This is a genomic window from Pseudomonas sp. S06B 330, from assembly GCF_002845275.2.
Classification (GTDB): domain Bacteria; phylum Pseudomonadota; class Gammaproteobacteria; order Pseudomonadales; family Pseudomonadaceae; genus Aquipseudomonas.
Genome location: NZ_CP088149.1, coordinates 4,334,093 through 4,357,105, shown reverse-complemented (window position 1 = coordinate 4,357,105; position 23,013 = coordinate 4,334,093). Strand labels below are relative to the sequence as shown.

At 59.6% G+C, this 23,013-nt stretch carries 14 protein-coding genes; 6 read left to right on the top strand and 8 right to left on the bottom strand.

Going from position 1 to position 23,013, the window contains the following annotated elements; translation table 11 throughout:
• Positions 1-194: 194 nt before the first annotated feature.
• The gene (locus CX511_RS25455; RefSeq protein WP_256205393.1) at positions 195-320 is read left to right on the top strand and encodes a PA1414 family protein; all 126 of its coding nucleotides are present in this window, start codon (positions 195-197) and stop codon (positions 318-320) included.
• Between the two features lie 55 nt (positions 321-375).
• Here CX511_RS25455 and CX511_RS19385 read toward each other — a convergent pair whose 3' ends face one another.
• Together CX511_RS19385 and speB are read right to left on the bottom strand one after the other, a co-directional pair.
• On the bottom strand, positions 376-1,755 hold the full coding sequence (locus tag CX511_RS19385; protein WP_045187511.1) for a sodium:solute symporter family protein: 1,380 nt from the start codon (positions 1,753-1,755) through the stop codon (positions 376-378).
• A gap of 144 nt (positions 1,756-1,899) precedes the next feature.
• Positions 1,900-2,850, bottom strand: coding sequence for an agmatinase (gene speB / locus CX511_RS19380; protein ID WP_045187509.1), 951 nt, complete (start codon positions 2,848-2,850; stop codon positions 1,900-1,902).
• Between the two features lie 223 nt (positions 2,851-3,073).
• On the opposite strand from speB, the gene CX511_RS19375 reads away from it, so the two are divergent.
• On the top strand, positions 3,074-3,967 hold the full coding sequence (locus CX511_RS19375; RefSeq protein ID WP_045187508.1) for a LysR family transcriptional regulator: 894 nt from the start codon (positions 3,074-3,076) through the stop codon (positions 3,965-3,967).
• A gap of 213 nt (positions 3,968-4,180) precedes the next feature.
• A complete protein-coding gene (locus CX511_RS19370) occupies positions 4,181-4,813 on the top strand; it encodes a tRNA-uridine aminocarboxypropyltransferase (protein WP_045187506.1) in 633 nt (210 codons plus the stop codon).
• Between the two features lie 148 nt (positions 4,814-4,961).
• Here the strand turns inward: CX511_RS19370 and CX511_RS19365 are convergent, their stop codons facing one another.
• From CX511_RS19365 to CX511_RS19350, 4 genes are all read right to left on the bottom strand, one after another.
• Positions 4,962-6,317 (bottom strand): HlyD family type I secretion periplasmic adaptor subunit, encoded by a 1,356-nt coding sequence (locus CX511_RS19365; RefSeq protein ID WP_045187504.1) that lies wholly within the window; start codon positions 6,315-6,317, stop codon positions 4,962-4,964.
• Positions 6,318-6,328: 11 nt separating this feature from the next.
• On the bottom strand, positions 6,329-8,476 hold the full coding sequence (locus CX511_RS19360) for a type I secretion system permease/ATPase (protein ID WP_409077865.1): 2,148 nt from the start codon (positions 8,474-8,476) through the stop codon (positions 6,329-6,331).
• A gap of 39 nt (positions 8,477-8,515) precedes the next feature.
• Positions 8,516-9,889 (bottom strand): TolC family outer membrane protein, encoded by a 1,374-nt coding sequence (locus CX511_RS19355; protein ID WP_045187500.1) that lies wholly within the window; start codon positions 9,887-9,889, stop codon positions 8,516-8,518.
• Between the two features lie 192 nt (positions 9,890-10,081).
• Positions 10,082-10,351 (bottom strand): hypothetical protein, encoded by a 270-nt coding sequence (locus CX511_RS19350; RefSeq protein ID WP_101292407.1) that lies wholly within the window; start codon positions 10,349-10,351, stop codon positions 10,082-10,084.
• 56 nt (positions 10,352-10,407) lie between these two features.
• On the opposite strand from CX511_RS19350, the gene CX511_RS19345 reads away from it, so the two are divergent.
• The gene (locus tag CX511_RS19345) at positions 10,408-18,954 is read left to right on the top strand and encodes a retention module-containing protein (protein WP_220639157.1); all 8,547 of its coding nucleotides are present in this window, start codon (positions 10,408-10,410) and stop codon (positions 18,952-18,954) included.
• A gap of 151 nt (positions 18,955-19,105) precedes the next feature.
• On the opposite strand, the gene CX511_RS19340 is transcribed toward CX511_RS19345, so the two are convergent.
• Positions 19,106-19,525: a YbaN family protein gene (locus tag CX511_RS19340; RefSeq protein WP_177327799.1), complete on the bottom strand. Its 420-nt coding sequence runs from the start codon at positions 19,523-19,525 to the stop codon at positions 19,106-19,108.
• A complete protein-coding gene (locus CX511_RS19335) occupies positions 19,482-20,075 on the bottom strand; it encodes a UPF0149 family protein (protein ID WP_045185895.1) in 594 nt (197 codons plus the stop codon). Before CX511_RS19335 ends, CX511_RS19340 begins: the two co-directional genes overlap by 44 nt.
• Positions 20,076-20,320: 245 nt before the next feature.
• Between CX511_RS19335 and recQ the strand changes: the two genes are divergently transcribed.
• On the top strand, positions 20,321-22,456 hold the full coding sequence (gene recQ / locus CX511_RS19330; RefSeq protein WP_045185896.1) for a DNA helicase RecQ: 2,136 nt from the start codon (positions 20,321-20,323) through the stop codon (positions 22,454-22,456).
• Between the two features lie 117 nt (positions 22,457-22,573).
• Positions 22,574-23,008 carry a MarR family transcriptional regulator gene (locus CX511_RS19325; RefSeq protein WP_045185897.1) on the top strand — a complete coding sequence of 145 codons (435 nt, stop codon included), beginning with the start codon at positions 22,574-22,576 and terminating at the stop codon, positions 23,006-23,008.
• Positions 23,009-23,013: the final 5 nt, after the last annotated feature.

The window sequence follows — 23,013 nt, the reverse complement described above, 5'->3', positions numbered from 1 at the left end:
AGGGGGCTTGGGTTGAGCTGCAACAAGGGGAAACAGTTACACCGACAGGAGAGGGGCAGTCAGGGCTTGATCAAGATCAAGCTTGCCCCCAACTTGTAGTCCATGAGCATGCGTAAAGTACGACATAGGACTATGATCTGTATGAAGCATCGCAGGATTGAAACGCCGTGCAGGCTGACCCGTAAGGGGGAGTTATGAGAAATAATCTGTTCAACTGGCTTCATGACTTGGCTGCGGCCTTGGGCTTGATTCCACCACCGTTGCAGCCGGTGCCGATCCCTACCGATGAGGAGCAGCGCAAGCGCCAGCCACGTCGCTAGGCGCTTTGCCAGGGCCGCCGCATCAGCATGATGCGACGGCCATCGTAGGCCTTGATCAGGCCAGGTTTACCGCACCCGCCGGACGACGAGACATCAGGCTCACGGCAACAAAGCTGACCAGCGCGATTGCCAGGCTGTAGTAGATTGGCGTGTTGGCAGCCATCCCGTCTTTGAACATAAATACCAACGCAGTGACAAAGCCCAGGGTCATGCTGGTAATTGCACCCGCAGTGGTCGCCCGCTTCCAGTAAATTGCACCGATCAATGGCACCAGCATGCCGCCGACCAACAGGTTGTAGGCCAGGGTCAGGGCGCTGATCACGTCTTCGACCACCAGGGCGATACCCAGGACGCAAATGCCGGTGAGCAAGGTGAACAGACGGTTGATCGCCAGGCTCGACTGTTTGCCGCCACGCAGCTTAGGCAGCAGGTCTTCGGTGAGAACGGTCGAGGCAGCCAGCAGGCCAGCACTGGCCGTAGACATCATCGCCGCCAGCGCAGCAGCAATCACCAAGCCGCGGATGCCGTCAGGCAGTGCAGATTTGACGATGGCGGCAAATGCGTTGTTGGCGTTGGCCAGATCCGGCAGCAGCACGTGGGCCGCCATACCGATTACCGCACACACCAGACCGTAGATCACGCAATAGATACCCGCAGTGGTACCGGCGCGCTTGGCGACTTTCTCGTCACGGGCGGTGAACACTCGCTGCCAGATATCCTGACCGATAAGGATGCCGAAGAAGTAGATCAGGAAGTAGGTGATGATGGTGTCCCAGCCGATGGTGGTCAGGCTGAAGCTTGACGCCGGCAGCTTGGCAACCAGTTCGTCCCAACCGCCCACGCGGTATAAGCAGATCGGCAGCAGGACAAACATCAGGCCTACGGTCTTGATCACGAACTGAACGATGTCGGTGAGGGTCAACGACCACATGCCACCGATGGTCGAGTACACCACCACAACGCCACCACCGAGCAGGATAGCGGCCCAGAACTGCATGTCGAACAGCACTTGCAGGACGGTACCGATCGCCAGGGTCGAGGTCACAGCAATCATCAGCGCATAGGCGAGCATGATGACTGCGCTGGCCTGACGGGCCATGGGGTTGTAGCGCTGTTCAAGCACCTGGGTCACGGTGAAGATCTTCAGGCGCAGCAGGGGTTTGGCCAGAAACAGGTTCAGGGCGATGATGCCCAGGCCCAGCGCGGCGCACAGCCAAAAGCCGGAGATGCCGTGAACGTAACCCAGCTTTACCGTACCGACGGTCGAGGCACCGCCCAATACTGTGGCGGCCATGGTGCCCATGTATAGGTTGGGGCCCAGGTTGCGTCCGGCCACCAGGTAGTCTTCATGGGTTTTGGCCCGTCGCATGCCATAGTAGCCAAGCGCGAGCATGCCGGCCGCGTAGATCAAGACAACGAATAAGTCTAAGGCCATGGGTGTCTCCGATTATCTTTATTATGGTGAGATCGATCCTGGCGCCAGGCAAGCCCGGCGCCGGTCATTCGTCTACTGCGCGGGCTGCTTGTGCGACCCGGCGCTCATGGCTCCTGCCTCGTTGTAGCTCCTGGTGCCTGTCGGTCAGCGGCGAGCAACGCCCGGCAAGACACAGAGCATTTCGTACAGCAGGTTGGCGCCGAGCAACGAGGTGTTGCCGGTGGTGTCGTAAGGGGGCGAGACTTCTACCAGGTCGCAACCGATCAGGTCCAGACCCTGGCAGCCACGGATGATTTCCATGGCCTGGATGGTGGTCAGGCCACCAATTTCCGGGGTGCCGGTACCGGGGGCCCAGGCCGGGTCGATACCGTCGATGTCGAAGCTCAAGTAGACCGGGCCACCACCGACTTTTTCGCGGACCTCAGCCATCAGTGGTTCAAGGGACTTGTGCCAGCATTCTTCAGCCTGAACTACACGGAAGCCCTGCTTGCGACTCCAGTTGAAGTCTTCAGCGGTATAACCCTGGGCGCGTAAACCGATCTGTACGACGCGGTCGCAGTCCAGCAGGCCTTCTTCCACCGCGCGGCGGAAGGTGGTGCCGTGGGCGATCTTTTCGCCGAACATGTGATCGTTGACGTCAGCGTGGGCATCGATGTGCACCAGGCCAACCTTGCCGTGTTTCTTGTGGATTGCCCGCAGGATCGGCAGGGTAATGGTGTGGTCACCACCCATGGTCATTGGGATGACGTTGTGTTCGAGGATTTCGTCGTAGGCCTCTTCGATGATGCGCACAGCGTCAAGCAGGTTGAAGGTGTTGATCGCCACGTCACCGATATCGGCGACCGACATCGAATCGAACGGAGCAGCGCCTGTGGCCATGTTGTAGGGACGGATCATCACCGACTCGGCGCGGATCTGCCGTGGGCCGAAACGGGTGCCGGAGCGCAACGAGGTACCGATGTCCAGGGGGATGCCGATGAAGGCAGCATCAAGGCCTTCGGCACTTTGCAGGTGAGGGAGACGGAGCATGGTGGCGATGCCGCCGAAACGCGGCATTTCGTTGCCGCCCAGTGGTTGGTGCAGAATCTTGTCCACGGTCGGGCCTCATCGATTCGATTGTTCTAGTTGTTGGAACCTGTCAGGCCGGTGCGCCAAGAACGCGCAAACGCTGGCAAGCAGGTGCATTGCGGCAGAGTCTGCAAAAGGTAGTGAGCAAAAAGAATCGCTACAGGCAAATACTTAGTTCAGGTTTTTCTAAACTAATGACGGAGAACTGGATAGACTTTCGCCATATGTCACCTTTCGGACCCTGTGAACCATGGCTTCTGCATTGCCTGACCTGAAACTCCTGCGCATTTTTGTCAGCGTCGTGCGCCATCAGGGCTTTGCTAACGCCCAGCGCGAACTCAACCTCTCGACCTCAGCCATCAGCACTTACATGAGTCAGCTGGAGGCGGCGCTGGGTATCGTGCTGTGCCATCGCGGGCGAGGGGGCTTCAGCCTGACCAGTAAGGGTGAGCTGTTCCATCAGGAAACCCTGCGCCTGCTGGCGGAAATGGACGGCTTCGAGCAGTACGCCGCCGCGCTCAAGGGTGAACTGCGCGGGACGTTGAACCTGGGGGTGATCGACTCGACGGTAGGCGATCGGGCCTTGCCGCTGGCCGAGGCCATTGGTGCCTACAGCCAGGAGCACCCGGCGGTGCACCTGCACCTGTCGGTGTCGAGCCCTTATGAACTGCAGTTGGGGGTCCAGGATAATCGCCTGGACCTGGCCATCGGCGCGTTCTCCACACGCATGAGCGGTCTGGTCTACCAACCGCTGTACCGTGAACAGCACTGGCTTTACTGCAGTAACCGCCATCCGCTTTACCACGAGCGGCGCATTCCCGAACAGGTCATCACCCAGCAACGCATGGTTGGGCGCGGCTATTGGAGCCAGGCCGAACTTGCCCGCCACGGCTTCAAACACAGTGCGGCGACGGTGGAAAGCATGGAGGCGCAACTGATTCTGGTGTTGTCCGGCGCTTATATCGGCTACCTACCGGAACACTATGCCCAGGCCTGGGCTGACAAGGGTGATTTGCGCGTGTTGTCGCCGGCGACTTTTGGCTATCAGGCGCCGTTTTCCATGATCATTCGACGCGGGCGCAGCCGTGAACCCTTGATTCAGACCTTCCGCGATTTGCTCAAGGCGCAACTTACACCAACGTGAACAAACGGCCTTCTGGAAAGTTGAATCAGGACCGTACATTTTTCTGAAAATCGTCCGCACCCCTGTAAATGCTCTGCTAAACCTGTACATGCTTGGCTGATGACCTGTGCGGCTGGGTAGCGCGTCCACTCAAGAATCCTTTTGTCTCTCCCACAGGGAAGTGGGCTTTTTCTGGGACTGCTGTGGCACACTTTGCTTGCCCAGGAGAACCCGATGTCCAGAATTCAATGTGAGCGCTGCCTGCGCCCACAAGCCCATTGCCTTTGCCCGTTGATCCCGTACCTCGACAGCCGCACTCGGGTGCTGCTATTGCAGCACCCCAGCGAAGTGCGCCATGCCCTCAATACTGCGAAACTGGCAGCGTTGGGCCTGCGTAATGCCGAATTGCGGGTGGGTGAGGTATTCGAGGACCTGGCCGCGCTGATTGAGCTACCAGGGTATCGCAGTGCCTTGCTGTTTCCGGGTGATGATGCCCAGCCGCTGACGGCCTATGTTAAGGCCCCTGATCAACGTCCGTGGTTGCTGGTGGTGCCAGATGGCACCTGGCGCAAGGCGAGCAAACTGCTGCACCTGAACCCATTACTGGCGGCGTTGCCGCGGGTGACACTGGCCCAGGTGCTGCCGTCGCGTTACCGCTTGCGCAAGGCCCCGGCTGAAGGCGCGCTGTCGACCTTGGAGGCGGTGGTACAGGCATTGAACGTGCTGGAAGCGCCGGCCTGTTTCGATGGCTTGTTAACGCCGTTCGAGGCGTTGATTGAGGGGCAGATTGTGGCGATGGGGCGTGATACCTACGAGCGTAACCATGTGCGCCCGATCGCCGGCAAGACCGGCTCCCACAGTGATTGATGTTGATTGCTAGTGTTTTGGCTGGCCCCTTGTAGCCGCAGCCGTGAGGCTGCGATCGGGCGTGAAACGGCCGCAAAACCTGGCCGCCGCGATTCGTCAGTCCCACTGAGGTGAGCGCATTGTGACTGCCCGCCAGTCGATCACTGCCTCACCGCTCACGCATGGCTTCAGTCCGTGCCTTGAGCACCGGCTTGAGCAAGTAATCGAGCACACTCTTGTGCCCGGTGATGATGTCCACCGTGGCAGTCATGCCAGGAATGATCAGCAGCGGCTTGTTGTCACCGCCCAGGTGATTTTTGTCGGTGCGCACCTGGATCAGGTAAAAGGCATTGCCTTTGTCATCGGTCACGGTGTCGGCGCTGATCAGTTCCAGCTTGGCTTTGAGCCCGCCGTAGATGGTGTAGTCGTAAGCACTGAACTTGACCATCGCCGCCTGCCCCGGATGCAGGAACGCGACGTCCTGAGGGCGGACCTTCGCTTCGATCAGCAGGTTGTCTTCCAACGGCACGATCTCCAGCAGGTCGCTGCCTGGCTGGACCACGCCGCCAATGGTGTTGACCTTGAGCAGCTTGATGATGCCATGCACCGGCGATACGACCGTGGTGCGCGAGACCCGGTCATCAATGGCGATGCTTGAGGCGGTAATCTTCGACAGATCAGTGCGTTTCTCATTGAGTTCCTTGGCCGCTTCCGAACGAAAACCTGCTTCCGACTCTTCGATCTTGCTCTTGATTTCCGCCACAGCCGCCTCGGCGCGAGGAATCGCCAGGGTGGTGGCATTAAGTGAGCCACGGGCTTCCACGGTACTGCGTTTGAGGCGCAGGATTTCCACCGGTGAGATGGCCCCGGTGCCCACCAACGGCGTCGACATGTTCAGCTCTTGCTGCAACAACCCCAGCGCCGAGCGGTATTGCTCGGCCTTGGACCGGAACTCGGCGAGCTCCTGGGTTTTTTGCCGCAGTTGTTCATTGAGGGTCTGCTTCTCGCTGGTCAGGCGCCGTTGCCGGGACTGATACAACGACAGCTCGTCTTCAGCTACCTGCGGCGCCTTGCTGCGCACCTCTTCAGAGACCTGGAAGGGGCGCCCCTCCGCTTCGGCTGAAAGCCGTTCGACCTGGGCGGTGAGGGCATAGCGATCGGCTTCACTCTCACCCTTGTTGGATTGGAAGCGGGTGTCATCCAGGCGCAGCAAGGTATCGCCCTTGTTGACCATTTGTCCTTCACGGACAAAGATTTCCGTGACGATGCCCCCTTCCAGGTTCTGGATGACCTGAACCTTGCTCGAAGGAATGGCCTTGCCTTCACCCATGGTGACCTCGTCCAGCACTGCAAACCAGGCCCACAGCAGTGCCGTCAGCAGCAAGGCAGCCGTTAGCCACACGGTGATGCGCGACAGGCGCGGCGAGTCCTGCAAGGTGGCACCGGCCACATCCGGCATGAAGTCGCGCTCGGCGGTCTTGCCGAAACTCTGCAAGTAACTGCTCAGGCCTTGGCGGATGGACATGACGGGACTCCCTAGATGGCCGTACCAACCCGGCCTTTGCGCAGTGCATCGATAACCGCTTCTTTCGGCCCATCGGCCACTACTTTGCCGTTGTCCAGGACCAGCAGACGGTCGACCAGACTGAGCATCGAAGTCCGGTGGGTGACCAGCAGCAGCGTCTTGCCTTCGACCCAGCCATGCAGGCGCTGGCGCAGCTGGTCTTCGCTGGCGTTGTCCATATGGCTGGTGGGTTCGTCGAGAATCATGATTGGTGGCTCCAGCAGCATCGCTCGGGCGAGCAACACCGCCTGGCGCTGACCACCGGAAAGCAGCTGGCCGCGCTCGCCCACCGGACGCTCGAACCCTTGCGGATGCTGGCGCGCCAGTTCACTGACGCCGGTCAGCTCAGCGACTTCAAGCATGCGCGCATCGCTGACATAGCGCGCGCCGAGGGTGAGGTTGTCACGCAGGCTGCCAGCCAGCAGCGGCAGGTCGTGAGCCACATAGCCGACCTGGTTGCGCAAGTCAGCTATGTCGAGTTGGCGCAGGTCGAGGTTGTCGAGCAGGATCTGCCCTTCATCCGGGGCGTAAAAGCCCATCAACAGTCGGGCCAGGGTACTTTTGCCCGAACCGCTGCGGCCGATGATACCGATGCGCTCGCCAGGCTTGACGCTGAAGCTCACCGCATTGAGGGCGGCGACGTTCTGCCCGGCATAGCGAAAGCTGACATGACTGACCTCAATGGCGCCGCGCAGCTGGGTGCGTTCCAAGGGTTGCTGGCCAGTTTGCCGCTCTTGCGGCAACGCCATCAGCGCGTCGGTGCTGCGCATGGTCAACTGCGCCTGCTGATAGCGGGTGATCAAGCCGGCAATCTGCCCCAGCGGCGCCAGCACCCGGCTGCCGAGCATATAGCTGGCGACCAGGGCGCCAACGCTGAGGTTGCCGGCAATGATGCTGTAAACCCCGGCGACAATGGTGGCCATGCCACAAAACTGCTGAATGAACAGCGTGCCGTTGGTCGCCAGTGCTGACAGGTTACGCGCGTGGGCGTCCAGGCGAGTGAGGGCGCCGTGGGTGCTTTCCCATTGGTACTGGCGCTCACTCTCGGCACTGCAGGCTTTGAGGGTTTCCAGGCCACCGAGGGTTTCGATCAGCAAGGCCTGGCGCACCGCGCCGAGGGTCAGACTTTTTTGCACGGTGTCGCGTAAACGTACCTGGATGAACAAGGCAAAGAGGATGGTGATTGGAAAGGCCACCAGTGGAATCACTACCAGCCAGCCGCCGAGCAGGCCGATCACCAGCAGCATCAGCACCACGAACGGCAGGTCGATGACACTGGTCAAGGTCACCGCGGTGAGAAATTCACGCAGGCCCTGGAAATCATGGATGCTTTGCGCAAATCCACCGACGGTCGCCGGGCGGGCCTTCATCGACATGCCCGTGATGCGCTCGAACAGTGTCGCCGAGAGGATCAGGTCGGTCTTCTTCCCGGCCTGGTCCAGCAGGTGCGCGCGGACCACACGCAGAATCAATTCGAACAGGGTGCCGACCAACAGGCCGATCACCAGCACCCACAGGGTCGAGATCGCTTGGTTGGGTACCACCCGGTCGTAGGTCTGCATGACGAACAGCGGCACCATCAACCCGAGCAGGTTGATCAACAGACTGGCCAGTACCGCGTCGCTGTACAGCCAGCGTGACTGCTTGAGCGTGTCGCGGAACCAGGCATTGACCCGTGGCATCAACGGCGTGCGCAGGTCTTCTAGCTCATGCCGGGGGCGGGCGAACAACGCTTCGCCGCTGTAGGCTTCAAGCAGTTCTTCGCGACTGACCCACTGCTCTCCACCTTCAGCTTCACTGGGCAGGATCAGCGCCTGACCGTCATCGCCCCAACGCCGCAGTACCGCGCAGCGGCCTTCCTTGAGCAGCAACAGTACCGGCAGGTTGAGCTTGGAGATTGCTGCCAGTTCCCGGCGCAGTACGCGTGCCTGCAAACCGGCGCGGGCAGCGGCCCGTGGCAGCAGGTCGAGGCTCAGGCGCTGCTGGGCCAGGGGCAGGCCGGCACTCAGGCCGGCGCGGCTGACGGTGCAACCATGTAGCTTGCAGAGGATCAACAAGCCATCGAGTAACGGATCATCGAAACTCAGGCGCGGATCCGCTGCCGAGCTCGCAGGTTGCATGCTGGTCACAATGGCCTACTCCTGCCGCGGATAGAGGGCTTAGCGCATGTCGGGCAAACGTGCTTCGCTCCTCACTTCACTCTTGGCGATGGCCTCAGGCGGCAGTGAGATACGCTGCTTGTTCAGCAGCTCACCCATGTTGGCCAGGACCCGGTACATCGAGAATTCCTCGACGTAGCGCACCTCGGTGTAGCGGCGGTTGGCGTTGTACAGCTCGTTCTCACTGTCGAGCAGGTCGAGCAGGGTCCGTTGGCCGAGGCCGAACTGATCCTGGTAGGCCGCACGCACACGGGTGGTGGTGTCAGCGTATTCGCGGGCGGTCGGGGTTTGCTTGCGGGCGTTGGTCATGGCGTTCCATGACAGCGCCAGATCCTCGTTGAGGGTGCGCAGGGCATTGTTGCGAATGTCCATGGCCTGGTTGATCTTGTGCGCATCGGATTGCAGGCGGGCCTTGTCGCTGCCGCCACGGAACAGGTTGTAGCTGAGCTCGACACCGGCTTGCCAGTCGTTGTTGTCGTGGCCGACCTGGCCTGCGGTGTTGTTGTTGGCGCCGGTTGCCAGCACGGCATCCAGGCGTGGATAGAATGGCGACTTGGCCACTTCGTACTGCTGTTCGGCAGCTTGCACGTCAGCTTGGGCTGACTTCAGGTAGGGGTTGTGCTCCAGCATGTCCTGACGTGCGTCGATCAGGCTTTGTGGCATTTCGCCCTTGATCGTGACCGGTGTTTCCAGCTCGTCGGGCATACGGCCGATGACACTGTAGAAGTTGGCTTCGGCATCGGCCAGGTCGACTTCGGCGGTGTACAGGTTGTTTTCCGCCAGGGCGCGACGGGCGGTGGATTGGTCCAGGTCGGCGGTACTGCCAACACCTCGCTCACTGCGCAAGCCAATCTGGTCGTTGACGCGCAAGTGGGCCTGCAGGTTGTTCTTGGCCAGGGTTACCAGCTCACGGCGCTTGAGCACCTCTAGGTACACCTCGATGGCACGCAGGGCAATGCTTTGGGCGGTAGCCTGGGTGTAGTAGGCGCGGGAATTGACCACCGCTTCAGTACGTCCCACTTCGTTCGAGGTGCTGAAACCGTCGAACAGCATCTGCCGCAAGCGCAGGTCTGACTGGGTGTAGTTCAACGTTTCGGTGTTGTGATTGCGTGTGCCGTCGGCGTTGAAACCGCGGGTATTGGTGTTGTCTGATTTTTGCCGGCCATAGCCGGCAATCAGGTCGACGCGTGGATACCAACCGCCCTTGGCAACGTTGACGTCTTCGTCGGCAGACAAGCGATTGTTGCGGCTGGCATTGATTTCAGGATGTTGGTCCACGGCGCTTTGTACAGCTTCCGTAATAGACATCGCCTGAGCATTGGCGCATGCCATGGCCAAAAGAATTGCACTGGTGATGGGGGTCAAAACGCGCATGGGGTACTTCTCCCTGATCTCTAATTTGGGTGTTGCTGTCGTCATAAAATTGACGAACTTTTAAGGTCAAACCGTTTCAGGCTTGTAACAACAGAGCTAAGAACATTTATAGGGCGAGCTAAGAAGAATTTTTCATAAGAGTTATGCGAAAAAAAACTTATGCGGTCTAAGGAATCCACGACATTGTTCATATCAGGCGACCCACTGATTCAGGTCTGGGGTGCATTTTTCGGGCGCCAGAAAAAGTTCAATTTTTTTTGCGGCAAAGGGCACGGATGTAGCGGAGGGGATGGAGAAAGAACGTAGATTGGCGACAATTTTTTGGCATATGCCAAATGGCCACTGCGATTTTTCACGTTCACCGAGTGTCTGCAGAGCGAAGGTGTTGATTTCATTGAAATCCACCGGCGCCTGCAGCGCTTTCCGGGTATTGGTCCAAGGCAAGCGCTGCGGGCCGACCACGCGAGATTCAGAGTGCTTTTCTGCGAAAAACCGTTCCGCAGCGGAGGAAAGCGCTCATGGCCAAGTTAATCGGTGTTGTCAGCAAAGTAGTCGGAGAGGTATTCGCGGTCGCCACTGACGGGACACGTCGGGCGCTGTCTGAAGGTGACCGGCTGTTTGCCGGCGAGCAGCTGCAGACAGGCGCAGCTGGCGCCATCGCCGTTCATCTGCAAAACGGCGCCGAATTGACCCTGGGCCGTGACAGCAGCCTGGCACTTTCACCCCAACTGCTGGCCAACCATGCGCCACATGTCGAATCACCCGAGGCGCTGACGCCGAGCCAGGCGCAACTGACTGATGTAGAGAAGCTCCAGCAAGCTATCGCTGCTGGTGCCGACCCGAGCCAGGAGGCTGATCCGACTGCGGCTGGCCCCGGCAGTGGCGGGGCCGCAGGCGCACTCGGTGGAGGGCACTCCTTCGTTCTGCTCAATGAAGTGGCTGGGCGGGTTGCTCCAGAGATTGGCTTCCCGACGGCTGGTTTCAACGGATTTGCAGAACTGCGCTCGCCGGATGCCGGCTTGCTCAACAACAACGATGACGCACCGCCACTGCCGCCAGTGGTCGATAACCCGGTCACCCTCGAAGGCCTGCAGGTGCAAGGCGGCGAACTGTCGCTCAACGAGGCTAATCTGGCCCAAGGCTCGGCCAGTAACCCCGCGGCACTGACCCAAACCGGCAGTTTTACCGTGGTAGCGCCGGATGGGGTATTCAACCTCAACGTCGGTGGTATCAACATCGTCACCGCGGGTGCGGTGACCGGAGTCGGCCAATCGATTACCACCGGCCTTGGCAACGTTTTGACCATCACCGGCTACGATGCGGCGACCGGTGTGGTCAGCTACAGCTACACCTTGACCGGTGCTGAAACGCACCCGAACGGTGGCGGTGCCAACGGGCTGGGTGAGAGCATCAGCGTTTCGGTCAGCGATACCGACGGTGATGTCGCCAGTGGTTCGCTGGATATCAATGTTACTGACGACACGCCGCGAGCGGTGGATGACAGCAATGCACTCACCGCCAGTGAGAATCAGCTGACGTTGACCGGTAATGTCCTTAGTAATGATGTGCAAGGTGCGGATCGCATTGCCTCCGGGCCAATCACTGCAGGCACCTTCACTGGCACCTACGGCACGCTGGTGTTGGCCGCTGATGGCTCCTACACCTATACGCTGAACAGTGCTGATCCTGATTTCATCAAGCTGCACGGTGGTGGCAGCGGTATCGAGACCTTCACCTACACCCTCAAGGATGCCGACGGCGATACCAGCACTGCCAACCTGGTACTCAATGTTACCAACATCGATGATCCAGTCGTCATCGGCGGATTGAGCATCAATGGCGGAGCGCTGACGTTCTACGAGAAAAACCTGGCTGATGGCAGCAGCCCGGATGCGGCGGCACTGACCCGTAGCGGTACTTTCAAAGTCAGCGCCGCCGATGGCCTGCAATCCCTTTCCGTCGGCGGCATCAATCTGATCAGCAATGGTGTGGCCATCACTTCTCCACAAACGGCCACCACCAGCCTCGGTAACAAGCTGTCTATCACCTACAACCCGCTGACCGGTGAGGTGTCCTTCAGCTTTACCCTGCAGGGCCGGGAAGGTCATGCCAGTGGTGAAGGCATCAACAACATGAGCGAAACGCTCGCGGTAACGGCCTCCGATGCCGATGGTCGCAGTGCCAGCCTCAACGTCAATGTCACCATTGTCGATGATGTACCGACGGCAGTTGCCGACACTAACGCGGTCACCGCTACCGAGAATCATCTGACGTTGACGGGCAACGTCCTGACGAACGACATCCAGGGTGCTGACCGTATTGCGAGCGGGCCGATTACGCCGCAGACCCTTGAGGGTGTGTACGGCAAATTGGTACTCGCGGCGGACGGTTCCTACACCTACACACTGAACACCGCGGATCCAGACTTCATCAATCTGCACGGTGGTGGCACAGGCATCGAGACGTTCACCTACACCCTCAAAGATTCTGATGGTGACAGCAGCACGGCGACATTGAAGCTCAACGTCAACAACCTCAACGACCCGATCACCCTCAACGGCCTGAATGTTGAAGGCGGTGAGCTGACGGTCTTCGAGAAGCATCTCTCCGACGGCAGCAACCCGAATGGGCCGGCATTGACCCAGGGCGGCAGCTTCTCGGTGACGGCGCCTGATGGCCTGCAAACCTTGACCATTGGTGGCATTACCGTGGTCAGTGGCGGCAGCGCGGTGGGTTTCCCGCAATCAGCCACGACGCCTGAAGGCAACACCCTGACCATCACTGGCTATAATGCCAGCACGGGGGTGGTGACTTACACCTATACGTTGCTCGACAACGAGTCCCATAGCACTGGCAATGGCACCACCCTGAGCGAGAACTTTGCAGTCGTCGCCACTGACACCGATGGCAGCACAGCCAACGGCACGATCAATGTGAATATCGTCGATGACACGCCGCAAGCCTTCAACGATATCAACAGCACCACCGCCACCGAGAGTCAGCTGACCGTGACTGGTAATGTGTTGACCAACGACACCCAAGGCGCTGACCGCATCGCCAGTGGACCGATCACACCGCAGTCCATCGAGGGCACCTACGGCAAGCTGGTACTGGCCGCCGACGGCTCCTATACCTACACGCTGAACACTGCCGACCCGGACTTCATCAACCGTACTGGCACCGGCGTTGAAACCTTCACCTACACCCTCAAGGATGCCGACGGCGACAGTAGCACCGCGACGCTGAAGATCAACGTCAATAACCTCAACGACCCGGTGACCTTGAAAGGCCTGGATATCGAATGCGGCGAACTGACTGTTTATGAGAAAAACCTGAGCGATGGCAGTAGTCCGAGTGGATCGGCACTGACCCAAAGCGGCAGCTTCACCGTGCATGCACCGGATGGCCTGAAAACCCTGACCATTGAAGGGGTCACGGTGATCAGCAACGGCACGGGTAGCTTTCCACAGTCGGGAACGACCCCGCTGGGCAATACGTTGACCATCACTGGCTACAACCCGGCCACCGGCGTGGTGACCTACACCTATACGTTGCTCGACAACGAAGAGCACACCAGCGGTAACGGCACTACCTTGAGCGAAAGCTTCACCGTGGTCGCGACGGATAACGATGGCAGCACGGCCAGTGGCAACATCGATGTAAACATCGTCGACGACGCGCCGAAAGCCTTCAATGACACCAACAGCACCACGGCCACCGAGAATCAGCTGAGCGTCACCGGTAACGTGTTGACCAACGACACCCAGGGCGCTGACCGCATCGCCAGTGGACCGATCACACCGCAGTCCATCGAGGGCACCTACGGCAAGCTGGTGCTGGCCGCCGACGGCTCCTATACCTACACGCTAAACACTGCCGACCCGGACTTCATCAACCGTACTGGCACCGGCGTCGAAACCTTCACCTACACCCTCAAGGATGCCGACGGCGACAGTAGCACCGCGACCTTGAAGATCAACGTCAATAACCTCAACGACCCGGTGACCTTGAAAGGCCTGGATATCGAATGCGGCGAACTGACTGTTTATGAGAAAAACCTGAGCGATGGCAGTAGTCCGAGTGGATCGGCACTGACCCAAAGCGGCAGCTTCACCGTGCATGCACCGGATGGCCTGAAAACCCTGACCATTGAAGGGGTCACGGTGATCAGCAACGGCACGGGTAGCTTTCCACAGTCGGGAACGACCCCGCTGGGCAATACGTTGACCATCACTGGCTACAACCCGGCCACCGGCGTGGTGACCTACACCTATACGTTGCTCGACAACGAAGAGCACACCAGCGGTAACGGCACTACCTTGAGCGAAAGCTTCACCGTGGTCGCGACGGATAACGATGGCAGCACGGCCAGTGGCAACATCGATGTAAACATCGTCGACGACGCGCCGAAAGCCTTCAATGACACCAACAGCACCACGGCCACCGAGAATCAGCTGAGCGTCACCGGTAACGTGTTGACCAACGACACCCAGGGCGCTGACCGCATCGCCAGTGGACCGATCACACCGCAGTCCATCGAGGGCACCTACGGCAAGCTGGTACTGGCCGCCGACGGCTCCTATACCTACACGCTGAACACTGCCGACCCGGACTTCATCAACCGTACTGGCACCGGCGTTGAAACCTTCACCTACACCCTCAAGGATGCCGACGGCGACAGTAGCACCGCGACGCTGAAGATCAACGTCAATAACCTCAACGACCCGGTGACCTTGAAAGGCCTGGATATCGAATGCGGCGAACTGACTGTTTATGAGAAAAACCTGAGCGATGGCAGTAGTCCGAGTGGATCGGCACTGACCCAAAGCGGCAGCTTCACCGTGCATGCACCGGATGGCCTGAAAACCCTGACCATTGAAGGGGTCACGGTGATCAGCAACGGCACGGGTAGCTTTCCACAGTCGGGAACGACCCCGCTGGGCAATACGTTGACCATCACTGGCTACAACCCGGCCACCGGCGTGGTGACCTACACCTATACGTTGCTCGACAACGAAGAGCACACCAGCGGTAACGGCACTACCTTGAGCGAAAGCTTCACCGTGGTCGCGACGGATAACGATGGCAGCACGGCCAGTGGCAACATCGATGTAAACATCGTCGACGACGCGCCGAAAGCCTTCAATGACACCAACAGCACCACGGCCACCGAGAATCAGCTGAGCGTCACCGGTAACGTGTTGACCAACGACACCCAGGGCGCTGACCGCATCGCCAGTGGACCGATCACACCGCAGTCCATCGAGGGCACCTACGGCAAGCTGGTGCTGGCCGCCGACGGCTCCTATACCTACACGCTAAACACTGCCGACCCGGACTTCATCAACCGTACTGGCACCGGCGTCGAAACCTTCACCTACACCCTCAAGGATGCCGACGGCGACAGTAGCACCGCGACCTTGAAGATCAACGTCAATAACCTCAACGACCCGGTGACCTTGAAAGGCCTGGATATCGAATGCGGCGAACTGACTGTTTATGAGAAAAACCTGAGCGATGGCAGTAGTCCGAGTGGATCGGCACTGACCCAAAGCGGCAGCTTCACCGTGCATGCACCGGATGGCCTGAAAACCCTGACCATTGAAGGGGTCACGGTGATCAGCAACGGCACGGGTAGCTTTCCACAGTCGGGAACGACCCCGCTGGGCAATACGTTGACCATCACTGGCTACAACCCGGCCACCGGCGTGGTGACCTACACCTATACGTTGCTCGACAACGAAGAGCACACCAGCGGTAACGGCACTACCTTGAGCGAAAGCTTCACCGTGGTCGCGACGGATAACGATGGCAGCACGGCCAGTGGCAACATCGATGTAAACATCGTCGACGACGCGCCGAAAGCCTTCAATGACACCAACAGCACCACGGCCACCGAAACCCAGCTGACCGTGACTGGTAACGTGTTGACCAACGATACCCAGGGCGCCGACCGTGTTTCGAGCGGACCGATTACGCCGCAGACACTCAACGGTGTCTACGGCAAGCTGGTGCTGGCCGCCGACGGCTCCTACACCTACACGCTGAACACCGCTGATCAGGATTTCGTCAACCTGCACGGTGGCGGCAGTGGTGTTGATAGCTTTACCTACACCCTCAAGGACGCCGATGGCGACAGCAGCACTGCAACACTGAAGATCAACGTCAGTAACCTGAACCATCCGGTCGTCATCAATGGCTTGGACGTCGAGGGTGGCGAGTTGACGGTCTATGAGAAAAACCTCAGCGACGGCAGCAGTCCAGACACCCCGCCGTTGACCCAGACGGGAAGCTTTAGCGTATCGGCCCCGGATGGTCTGCAAACCCTGACGGTAGGCGGTATCACCGTGGTCAGTGGCGGCAATGCGGTTGGCTTCCCGCAGACAGGGACTACCCCGTTGGGTAACTCGCTGACCATCACGGGTTACAACCCGAGCACGGGTGTGGTGACCTATTCCTACACCTTGCAGGGCAGTGAAAACCACCCTGGTGCCAACGGCATCAACAATCTCAACGAACCCATCACTGTCACCGCAACCGATAAAGATGGCAGTACTGACCATGCCACGCTGGATGTGACCATCGTTGATGATGTGTCTGCGGTAGCGGGCGCGGAGCGTTCGGTGACGCCAGGGCAGGTCGATTCCAATCTGCTGCTGATCATTGATGTGTCCGGCAGTATGCAAGACCCGTCAGGAGTCGGCGGTAAGACACGACTGCAACTGGCCAAGGATGCCATCAGCGCCTTGCTCGACAAGTACGACGAGATGGGCGATGTCAAAGTACAGATTGTGACTTTCAATTCATCGGCTTCGGAAGAGTCGACCACCTGGGTATCGGTCGCTCAAGCCAAGCAGATCGTCGCGGGCCTGTCGGCGGGCGGCGGTACCAACTACGATGACGCGGTCGCCGAAGCCAAGTCGGCGTTTGCCAATAGCGGTAGCCTGAACGGGGCACAAAACGTCGGCTATTTTTTCTCCGATGGCAACCCGTCCACGACCTCACAAGGCATCGGCTCGACCGACGAGGTTGCCTGGAAGTCCTTCCTCGACAGCAACGGCATCAAGTCGTATGCCATTGGTCTGGGCAGCGGCGTCAACGCCGGCAATCTCGATCCTCTGGCCTATGACGGCAGTACCCATACCAACACCAATTCGGTGGTGGTCACCGACCTCAACGAATTGAATCAAGTGTTGTCCGGTACGGTGCAGGCTGCACCCATCACCGGCAGCCTGATGAGCGGCGGATTGTTTGGCGCCGACGGCGGTTTTATCAAAGCGTTGCTGGTCGACGGCACCACCTATACCTATGACCCCAAAGCCTTGGGCGGGCAGGGCAGCTACAGCGCCAACGGTACTGATCGCGGCTCTTTCGACACGGCAACCAACACCTTCAACATCAAGACGGTCAAGGGCGGCACCTTGCTGGTCGACATGGATACGGGGGCGTTCACCTACACGCCACCGAAAGACAATGGCACGACGGTGACCGAGAATGTCGGTTTCACCGCCAGTGATAACGATGGCGACTTGAGCAGCGCCAACCTGGTGGTCACTGTCCACACAAACGCTGCGCCAGTGGCCGGTGCCGACCATATCATCACCAATATCCTCTCTAGTGCCATCACCGTCCCGGCCGAGGCGTTGTTGGCCAATGACAGTGATGCCAACAACGATAGGCTCAGCGCCGCGCCGATCACCTTCGATACCAATTGGGCGGCCAAAGGCGCTGGATTTTCGGTGGGCAGCGGCACGCCTACGGTCAACTTCCTTGGAAGCGCCAGTAGCCCTGCCAACCAACTCAAGGACCTGGCGCGTAGTTCATTCCGCGGCGCGTCAAATACCACTACCGCAGCGTTGATCGTCAGTGGCTACCTGGGGGCGCTGTCCACCAATGCCAATGCCGAAGACGTGCTCACTGTCACCTTGAAACAAGGCGAGACGCTCAAGCTTGATCATGATCGGCCTGCCGGCAACATCCTGATGGAATGGAAAGACGAGAACGGCGTCTATCAGACCATTGCCGATGGTTCCAGCTTTACCGCCAGTCATGACGGGCTCTACAGCATCCATGTGATCAACCAGACCAACCCCACGGGGAACAATGTCAACGGCTCAGAAAACTACGCATTGACCATGACGGTCGACTACGCCAATGCCCAGAATCAAACCTATAACGGCACTTATACAGTCAGTGATGGGCACGGCGGTACCGGCACCGGCAATGTCGATATCACCTACCAGCAAGGCAGCACCCTGACCGGCACCAATGGTCATGACACCCTGCTGGGCGGTTCGGGCAACGACACCCTCAACGCCGGAACGGGCAACGATGTGCTAATTGGCGGTGACGGTAACGACATCCTCAACGCAGGTGATGGCAATGACCTGTTGATCGGCGGTGCGGGTAATGACCAGCTCAATGGCGATGCTGGTATCGATACTGCCAGCTATGCCAGTGCCAACGGTGCGGTGACGGTAAGCCTGGCGAGCTCGTTGGAGCAAAACACTGGTGGGGCTGGTAACGATACCTTGACCGGTATCGAGAACCTGATCGGTTCGGACTACAACGACAACCTGACCGGCAATGGCACCGCCAACCTGCTCCAGGGTGGGCTGGGTAATGACACGCTGGTCGGCGGTGGCGGCAACGATGTCCTGATCGGCGGGCCGGGCAACAATGTCCTGACCGGCGGTGATGGCAACGATATCTTCCTTTGGCAACAGGGCAATTCCGGGCATGACAGGGTCACCGACTTCACCCCTGGCACCGATCGCCTCGACCTGTCGCAATTGCTCCAAGGGGAGAATGCAACGACGGCATCACTGGATGACTACCTGCACTTCAAGGTCACTGGCAGCGGCTCTGGCGTGGTCTCGACCATTGAGGTCAGTGCTGTGGCGGGGGCGGCGCCGACGCAGATCATTGACCTGGCAGGGGTCAACCTGGCCCAGCATTACGGGGTGACGGCGGGGGCGGGTGGGGTGATTGCTGCCGGGCAGGATACCGCGACCATTATCAATGGGATGCTCAATGATCATTCGTTGAAAGTGGATACGGTGTAGTAGGCAGGCGCGGAGGGAGCGTCTGGCCAGCTGTAGCCGCTGCCGTCAGGCTGCGATCGGGCGTGAAACGGCCGTTTAGCGGCCCTTTCCAGCGACGGAATTACAACTGCTTCGCAGCCGATTGCAGCCTGGCGGCAGCGGCTACGCAGGTTTACGAAGGCCGGCGCAAGGTCTTCTGGCGCACGATATAAATGCTGACCAGCACCGCACTGGTCAGCATGAACCCGCGTGCCCACGGCAGGGGCACTAGGTAGCAGGACAGTCCAATGCTCAACCACATCAAGCCGATTGCGTAGACTTTGCCTTTGAGCGGGATACCTTCACCACTGAGGTAGTCACGGATCCACGGGCCCAGCCGTGGGTGGTTGACCAACCAGTGGTGAAAGCGTGGCGAGCTGCGCGCAAAGCACGCCGCTGCCAGAAGCAGGAACGGAGTGGTCGGCAATACCGGCAGGAAGATGCCGATCACTCCCAGCGCGACGCTGAGCCAGCCGATGGCCAGCAGCAGGTAGCGCATGTACGCCGACTCAGTGGTGGCGAGGCTTGAGCAATGCAGGTGCAGGCTTTTCATCCGGCGCATGTTGCAGCAGGTACAGCGCCGTCAGGGCCTCGGGAATCTGCACGACCATGTCGTCCATCAGGTTGGCATCGCTGGCGATGTCGGCGAATTCAGGCTGTTCGTCGAACAGGCCGGAACCGACCATGATCGGCAGCAGCATTTCGCTGACTTCTTCTTCGGCGGTTTCGAACCAGGCTTCTTCACGCATGAACACGCCTTCCATGAAGCCGATGCACCAGCCGCGCAGGTCGGAGTCGTCCGGCTCGTCGCCCAGGTCCAGCTCGCACGGCAGCTCGAATTCCTCGTCGCTGGCCAGTTGGCGAGCGATGTGCGCCTTGAGCTGGATCAGCGTGGCTTCGATCTCTTCACGCTGGGCATCATCCTTGTAATGCGGCTCTTCGGCGAACAGGGCGTCGATCCATTCGCGCTCGGGAACGTTCTCGGTACCGATCGACAATGCCGTCAGGTAGCCGTGGGCGGCAACGTAGTCCAGCGCTTCTTCGTGCAGCTCGTCGGCGTCGAGGAAGGCTTGCAGGCGGTTCAATTGCTCGGCGAAGGACATTACAGGGCTACCTTGGGAATAAACGATGAACGAATTCTAGCATCTTGCGGCCCCTGCGAGGCAAAGTTGACGCCTATCGCAGAGCACCCTGTGCAAGGCAGTGCTCGGGTATAATGCCCGGCTTTTGTACTTGGCAGCGCTGTAATGGCCGGTCAGGTAAAAGCCGCTTACGCATTTTCAGGTGTGGCGGGGAAGATTTTCATCCAGCCTGTGGCCAGGATGGTTCTGCGATTTATGGAGTTTTTATGCTCGAACAGGCTCAGCGCGTCCTTAAGGACATCTTCGGCTACGACAGCTTTCGAGGGCGCCAGGGGGCGATCATCGAATGTGTAGCCAAAGGTGGCGATGCGCTGGTGTTGATGCCCACCGGGGGCGGTAAGTCCCTGTGCTTTCAGGTGCCGGCACTGTTGCGTCCGGGCCTGGCGGTGGTGGTGTCGCCACTGATCGCGCTGATGGAAGACCAGGTGGCGACTCTCGATGAATTGGGTGTTGCCGCCGCCTCGCTGAACTCTACCTTGAGCGCAGAGCAGCAGCGTGAGCTTGCTGGGCGCATTCGCCGTGGCGAAGTAAAGATGCTCTACCTGGCGCCGGAGCGTCTGGTGCAGCCGCGCATGCTGGATTTTCTGCGTACCCTGGATATTGCCCTGTTTGCCATTGACGAGGCTCACTGCGTTTCGCAATGGGGCCATGACTTCCGCCCCGAGTACCTGCAGTTGGGGCAACTGGCCGAGCTGTTCCCCAATGTACCGCGTATTGCCCTGACCGCCACCGCGGACATGCGTACCCGCGAAGAGATCGTCACTCGCCTGCATCTGCAAAATGCCGAGCGCTTCCTGTCGAGCTTCGACCGGCCGAATATTTTCTACCGTATCGTGCCCAAAGAGCAGCCGCGCAAGCAGTTGCTGACCTTCCTGGCTGAGCGACGTGGTAACGCTGGCATTGTCTATTGCCTGTCGCGCAAAAAGGTCGACGACGTTGCCGCCTACCTGTGCGAGCAGGGTTTTCCGGCGCTGCCTTATCACGCCGGCCTGCCGGCCGAGACCCGCGCGTCGAACCAGCGCCGCTTCCTCAACGAGGAAGGCCTGATCATGGTCGCGACCATTGCCTTTGGCATGGGCATCGACAAACCCAACGTGCGCTTCGTCGCTCACCTGGATCTGCCCAAGTCGCTGGAAGCCTACTATCAGGAAACCGGCCGGGCAGGGCGTGATGGCCTGCCGGCCGATGCCTGGATGGCCTATGGCCTGCAGGACATGGTGATGCTCAAGCAGATGCTGCAGAACTCCGAGGGTGACGAGCGGCACAAGCGCATTGAGCAACACAAACTTGACGCCATGCTTGCGCTCTGTGAAGAAACCCGTTGCCGCCGTCAGATCCTGCTCAACTACTTCGATGAAGAACTACCGCAGCCCTGCGGGCATTGCGACAACTGCATCGATGGTGTGCAGACCTGGGACGCCACTGAACCAGCACGCCAGGCCCTGTCAGCGGTGTATCGCACCGGCCAGCGCTATGGTGTCGGCCATTTGGTGGATGTACTGCTGGGTAAGGACAACGAGAAGATCCGTAACTTCGGCCATGAGAAGCTGGCGGTGTACGGCGTCGGTAAGGCCCGTTCCGAGGGTGAATGGCGCTCGCTGTTCCGCCAACTGGTAGCGCGCGGTCTGGCTGATATTGATCTGGAAGGTTATGGCGGCTTGCGCCTGTCCGATACCTGCCGACCCTTGTTGCGTGGTGAAGTCACCCTGGAATTGCGCCGCGATCTCAAGCCGCAGACCAGCAGCAAAGGCAGTAGTGGCGGCGGTAGCCCGGCCAGTCAGCTGGTACGTGGTGACGAGCGCGAGCAATGGGAAGCCCTGCGAGCGCTGCGGCGCAAGTTGGCTGAGGAGCACGGCGTGCCACCGTACGTCATTTTCCCAGATTCGACCCTGCTGGAGATGCTGCGCAGCCAGCCGTCCAGTCTCAGCGAAATGGCTCAGGTCAGTGGTGTTGGCGCACGCAAGCTGGAGCGCTATGGCGCAGCGTTCCTCGACGTGCTCGGCGGTGCTGCCGAGGCGCCGCCTCAGGTTGCTGACCTGCGCCACGAACTGACCAGCCTGGCGCGAGCCGGCATGACCCCGGCTCAAATCGCCGGGCAACTGAACTGCAGCGAAAAGAACGTCTATAGCATGCTTGCCGAAGCCATTGGCCGTCAGCAGTTGTCGCTGGAGCAGGCGCTAGATTTGCCCGAAGACCTGCTCGCCGAAGTGCAGGACGCCTTCCTCGACGGCGAAGGCGAATTGCCGCCAGTCTCAGCCATTGCCGAGCAGTTCGGCGCCCGGGTCCCGGAAGGGGTGCTGTACTGCGTGCGGGCGGCGTTAGCGGCTGAATTTGAGATGTAAACCCGGCATTGTCATCTTTTATAACGATTGTCAGACAGCTAGAGTCTTAATGAGCCTTGCCTGTTGCGCAGGAGCATGGTTAGCTGGCTAATAATTAGTTCTGATGATGAGTTTTCTATGCCGTTGACCGACCAACACCGCTTCGGAATGCAGCTGGCCCAGATGTCGCGGGGCTGGCGCGCCGAACTGGACCGCCGCCTGGCCGGGCTCAATCTGTCCCAGGCTCGCTGGCTGGTGCTGCTGCACCTGGCCCGTTTTGATGAAGCGCCTACCCAGCGTGAGCTCGCCCAGAGCGTTGGCGTCGAAGGGCCGACCCTGGCGCGTTTGCTCGACAGCCTGGAGGCACAAGGGCTGGTACGGCGCCAAGCGGTGCTGGAAGACCGGCGAGCGAAAAAAATCCACTTGTGCCCGCCGGCCAAGCCACTGATCGACCAGATCGAAACCATTGCCAACGCCTTGCGCGCCGAACTGTTCACGGGTGTCGACGAAGAAGAGATGCGCGTGTGCATGAAGGTCCACGCGCGAATCCTGGCCAACCTGGAAAAGTCCTGACCCTG

Excerpts from the sequence above, each read along its gene's own strand:
- CX511_RS19325 (WP_045185897.1), top strand. The coding sequence starts at position 22,574 with ATGCCGTTGACCGACCAACACCGCTTCGGAATGCAGCTGGCCCAGATG.
- CX511_RS19360 (WP_409077865.1), bottom strand. The coding sequence starts at position 8,476 with ATGCAACCTGCGAGCTCGGCAGCGGATCCGCGCCTGAGTTTCGATGAT.
- CX511_RS19370 (WP_045187506.1), top strand. The coding sequence starts at position 4,181 with ATGTCCAGAATTCAATGTGAGCGCTGCCTGCGCCCACAAGCCCATTGC.
- CX511_RS19345 (WP_220639157.1), top strand. The coding sequence starts at position 10,408 with ATGGCCAAGTTAATCGGTGTTGTCAGCAAAGTAGTCGGAGAGGTATTC.
- CX511_RS19385 (WP_045187511.1), bottom strand. The coding sequence starts at position 1,755 with ATGGCCTTAGACTTATTCGTTGTCTTGATCTACGCGGCCGGCATGCTC.
- CX511_RS25455 (WP_256205393.1), top strand. The coding sequence starts at position 195 with ATGAGAAATAATCTGTTCAACTGGCTTCATGACTTGGCTGCGGCCTTG.
- CX511_RS19340 (WP_177327799.1), bottom strand. The coding sequence starts at position 19,525 with ATGAAAAGCCTGCACCTGCATTGCTCAAGCCTCGCCACCACTGAGTCG.
- CX511_RS19335 (WP_045185895.1), bottom strand. The coding sequence starts at position 20,075 with ATGTCCTTCGCCGAGCAATTGAACCGCCTGCAAGCCTTCCTCGACGCC.
- CX511_RS19355 (WP_045187500.1), bottom strand. The coding sequence starts at position 9,889 with ATGCGCGTTTTGACCCCCATCACCAGTGCAATTCTTTTGGCCATGGCA.
- CX511_RS19375 (WP_045187508.1), top strand. The coding sequence starts at position 3,074 with ATGGCTTCTGCATTGCCTGACCTGAAACTCCTGCGCATTTTTGTCAGC.
- CX511_RS19365 (WP_045187504.1), bottom strand. The coding sequence starts at position 6,317 with ATGTCCATCCGCCAAGGCCTGAGCAGTTACTTGCAGAGTTTCGGCAAG.
- recQ (WP_045185896.1), top strand. The coding sequence starts at position 20,321 with ATGCTCGAACAGGCTCAGCGCGTCCTTAAGGACATCTTCGGCTACGAC.